At 61.5% G+C, this 4,211-nt stretch carries 3 protein-coding genes and 1 pseudogene; 3 read left to right on the forward strand and 1 reads right to left on the reverse strand.

The features are described 5' to 3' along the window. Positions 1-895: 895 nt before the first annotated feature. The 3 genes and pseudogenes from YO9_RS19055 (at position 896) to YO9_RS0114720 (ending at position 3,196) form a co-directional block, all read left to right on the forward strand. Positions 896-1,039, forward strand: a complete 144-nt coding sequence (locus YO9_RS19055; RefSeq protein ID WP_016998173.1) for a hypothetical protein — start codon at positions 896-898, stop codon at positions 1,037-1,039. A 530-nt stretch (positions 1,040-1,569) separates the two neighbouring features. Then, positions 1,570-2,794, forward strand: a pseudogene (locus YO9_RS0114715) (IS110 family RNA-guided transposase). A gap of 78 nt (positions 2,795-2,872) precedes the next feature. Next, positions 2,873-3,196, forward strand: a complete 324-nt coding sequence (locus tag YO9_RS0114720) for a hypothetical protein (protein ID WP_016998174.1) — start codon at positions 2,873-2,875, stop codon at positions 3,194-3,196. 140 nt (positions 3,197-3,336) lie between these two features. On the opposite strand, the gene YO9_RS0114725 is transcribed toward YO9_RS0114720, so the two are convergent. Then, the gene (locus YO9_RS0114725) at positions 3,337-3,747 is read right to left on the reverse strand and encodes a 4'-phosphopantetheinyl transferase family protein (protein WP_223286654.1); all 411 of its coding nucleotides are present in this window, start codon (positions 3,745-3,747) and stop codon (positions 3,337-3,339) included. Positions 3,748-4,211 lie beyond the last annotated feature (464 nt).

Below are 4,211 nucleotides of genomic sequence, written 5' to 3' on the forward strand. Positions count from 1 at the left end.
ACCTGAGTCGGTGGATCGAGCTAAGAGCTCCGCCTGGGCATGGCCGACGGCTGCACGGGTGGGCGCGTCGAGCTCCGGCCTAACACCTGGACGGTTCGGGGTCTCGATGGTGGACGCACGCGTCAAGTTCGGGCGTCACTTCTGGCGTCGTTCTGATAGCTGGAAGTCCTTGACGCTCGTGGAGCGTCCGCCACACTGGTTCAGCTAGAACGCGGCTAATCCGAGACATGATGTTCCGTGTCGAGGTGCTCAGTTAGGCTTTACCCAGAAATGGATAGGCCCCCACCGCTGCCAACGGTGAGGGGCATCCAAGACAACGCTGTAGATCCGTACAAGTTTCGCGGCTCCACCGGATCAACAGCCTGAGGACCAAGGAGGTCCATATGCAACATCGCCAAGAAAACAAGGCGGTATCGCTATGACCAGCTTACTGAACTTTCGGCTACCCGCGCGAGCCCTTCTGTTGCTCTGGTTTTTGAACACTTTTCCCGTGCCCGTGAGTTATGCGCTACTCGCCGTACTCGTTGGCGGCGCGATCTTCTTCTTCATTTGTCTGGGCATTGGTGGTCCTCTTTGGGATCGCTGGATGCAGGTCCTCCGTCTGTTAACGCGGCGGAAGCGGGGCGGGTGATAGCTGGGTGAGCGTGCCCCTTGGCCACGGGAGCCCCTCCGGCGCATGCCGCCGCACCACAAAGGAGTTGCTGGTCTGAACTCGATCCCTAGGATGTCTGCTCTTTTGAGCACAATAAAGATGGAGATGCATGGAGTTGTCTCCTCGACCGGTCTTCGTCCGTTGCACCGGGAGAACCAGGAAAAGTCTCGTCGAGTACCGGGACGGCGCAGCTGGTTTCAGCTGGCACGGCAAGACTGAGGCGGGCAGGGAGGAGGTAGGCGCATGGCAGGCAAGGGAAAGGTCACCAGCTCAAAGGTCGCATCGAAGGCGTCCAAGATGTTGCAGGATGGGCGTTCGTCGGCTCGCACCCGCAGCGTGGCCGCCAGTGCTTTGGCTCAGGCTAAGGGCGGCAAGAAGGCCAAGTAAATAGTTTTGCACAGTTCCGTCCACCCGTCCGTGGGCGGGACCATCACCTTCCCGCCCCACCGCGTCGCCGGCGGCAATCGGGCACGCGTGTGGCGTTCACATAAACGTTGAGGTCCTCCCGTGGGACATCGGCGAAGCCAGTGACGAGGGTAACCATGGCGGGAGCCCCAGCATAGATCGCAGACAAGGCATGGACGGCGTCGTAGGATGCCAAACCCCAGTTGCACATCGCGCCCAATACGTCGTCACTGACTTCTTCTAGCTCGACTCGCAGTGCCGGGCGGGTATCAACGATCTCCCCGTTACCTTGTGAGTACCCCCGATAGTCGGGGGGTCTGGTCGCTCGGCCGGGTATGGCTTTGTTGCCCTGCCATCCATGGTCCGGGGGGTGTTGCCGCCCGGTCGAGAGACACGCGTTGACCGCTGATAGGGACACGGCCCAGCACTGCTGAGGTCTCTTCGTAACGTGGGTGCCGGCATCGGGTGTCGTGACTGCGACCAGCAGTGATGCGTCAAAGGAGGACAGCATCATGGAGACAAGATTCGCGGTCGTGATCGGCTTAGACGTTGGGAAGACAGGCCACCATGCCTGCGCCCTGGACCCCGGCGGAAGCCGGTTGTTCGACAAGCCCCTGCCCCAGGACGAGGCCCAGCTGCGGGAGCTGTTCACCGAACTCCAGAAGCATGGCAACGTGCTGATGGTCGTCGATCAACCCAACACCATCGGAGCACTGCCGATCGCGGTCGCCCGGGATGCGGGCTGTGCCGTGGCCTACCTGCCCGGACTAGCGATGCGAAAGGCCGCGGACCTGTATCCGGGCCGGTCCAAGACCGATGCACGCGACGCGTTCATCATCGCCGACACCGCCCGCACCATGCCGCACACCCTCCGTGCCGTCGACCGTGACAACGAGGTCCTCTCCGCATTGAAGGTCCTCGCTGGCTTTGATGAGGATCTCGCTCACGAAACAACACGGGCGCTGAACCGGATCCGGTCGCTGCTCACGCAGATCCATCCTGCCCTGGAACGGGTGTTCGCCGGCGGTAGCCTCGCCAACAGTCTCACCCTGGAGCTGCTGATCAAGTATGGCGGCCCCACCGGGCTCAAGACCGCAGGCCGGGGGAAGGTATTACGGTTCGCCCGCGCCCACTCTCGCCGAGACCCCGAAGCCTGATCGATCAGATCTTCGCGGCGCTGGGTGAGCAGACCGTGGTCGTTCCTGCGACCGCCGCAGTGGAGTTGGTGATCCCGAGAGTCGCTGGCCAGGTGAAAGAGCTGAAGGAGCAGCGAGCGACGGTGGCTAGGGAGGTCGAGGGGATGTTGGAGGACTTCCCTCTCGCCTCGGTCTTGATGAGCATGTGCGGGGATCGCCCCTCTTGGCCGCCGCGCAGATCCTCCTGAACATCGGCGACGGTTCCGCGTTCGAGACTCCCGGTCATCTCGCGGCCTACGCCGGGATCGCGCCGGTCACACGAAGATCCGGGACCTCGATCCGCGGAGAGTTCCCCGCCCGATCGGGCAACAAGCGGCTGAAGAACGCCCTGTTCTACTCTGCCTGGGTCGCCTCGAACCACGACCCGATCTCGAAGACCTACTACGATCGCAAACGCGCCGAGGGCAAGCGCCACAACGCCGCCGTGATCTGCCTGGCCCGCCGCCGCTGCAACGTCATCTTCGCGATGCTCCGCGACGGCACGTACTACCAGTCACCCACACCAGTCCCGACCCCCGAGCCACCCACTCTCGCGGCTTGACTCGAAACATAGGGACACCCCCCGTACAGCAGTCCCTTAGAAGGGTAGGAGGCCCCACAAGCAGGCCCCGGGAGCATCATGAATGCCATCATCGATCAGAATATCCAGATGACCCACGACTTGCTGGCCGAAGCGGAAGAACTCCGCCAGCGGAACCTGCGCATCCGCAGCGATCGGAACCGGATGGCCACGCCGCCGCCCACCACCGTTGACGGGCGGAAAGAAGAGATACGCGCACGCCTGGACCACTCACGCGCCCAGGATCATCAGGTGGCCACCCACGCCCAGGAGCGGGCGTTCTGTTCGTGGAGGTCCCCCGTCACGCCCGGAAGAATTGCGGAATGGGCGGGCAACCGGAAAGCAAAACACTTGCTGGCAGCGCACGCACCCTCAAAAGACTGAGACGGCAGCCGGTGCGCTCGCGACCCACCCGTTATACTATATATACCCTCTATCTTGACGCAAAATGTCGCAGATTCCCGAACCCCGAGAGACGGGGCCTGACCAACACAGACCGGAACCGACATGATTCATCTTTATGGTCAGCACATTGCCTTACTGATATCTTGCTCTATTACCTGCGTCAATGGGGTTCCGATGACCGCCAGAACTGCATAATAATCGACGTCATACTGTAGCTGGGTCATGGAAACCCGCTCCACCACGCAGTCGTGTCCTTCAAAATGCCGAAGCGACGGCGGTTCATACGGTGGTGACACCGTGAGATTTCTCATGGGAACCGAGAGTCCTTTTCCAATGGCTTTGAGCACAGCCTCCTTGCGCACCCAGTAGGGAATCGCCCACCCCGCTGCAGACAGCTCCTCGTCGTTGATAATCGACGGCAACAGCGCTTGCGCTTCTGCGGGTTCAATAACCGGTTCGACGTCCACTCCAACACCCTCGAAGTCACCGCAAGCCACCAGCACCCGATCCTTGGCATGGGATACGGACACCTGGAGACTCGACCCCAAGATCCGGGGGCGGCCATGTGCGAGGCCGCACCCCGAACACGTGCGGTCGATATCCAAGCAGGCCGGAGACACGCGAGGTAGTGTCCGAGCATGAGCCTCGTCATTAATGCACCGGTCGTGAACCGGTCACGGTCGATAGCGCGTCGCCATCGACCGCAGATGCGGCGTTCTTCAGCGCTGAGAAGCGAACTGTCTAGAACCAAAGCATGGCCCGGTCGCGCCCACCAGACCTGGCAGGTCCCGGACGCCAAGGGGGCAATAGGCATGATTCACATCCTTAAATGCAGAGTCGCGAAAAGGATTAAACTAGGCGGGCTGGACCAATGCGACCCGACATGGCGAAACTCGCGTAGCGGCGCCCTCCCATTTACAATGGATCCTGGGGTGATCTCCGCGGGCTTTCAGAGAGTTAAAATACCGTTGTAGATTGAGGTTTTTCACCAGGG

The organism is Kocuria atrinae C3-8 (genome assembly GCF_000286355.1).
Classification (GTDB): domain Bacteria; phylum Actinomycetota; class Actinomycetes; order Actinomycetales; family Micrococcaceae; genus Kocuria; species Kocuria atrinae_A.

What these genes read in the sequence shown, in the direction of transcription:
- YO9_RS0114720 (WP_016998174.1), top strand. Translation starts at nt 2,873, where the DNA reads ATGAATGCCATCATCGATCAGAATATCCAGATGACCCACGACTTGCTG.
- YO9_RS19055 (WP_016998173.1), top strand. Translation starts at nt 896, where the DNA reads ATGGCAGGCAAGGGAAAGGTCACCAGCTCAAAGGTCGCATCGAAGGCG.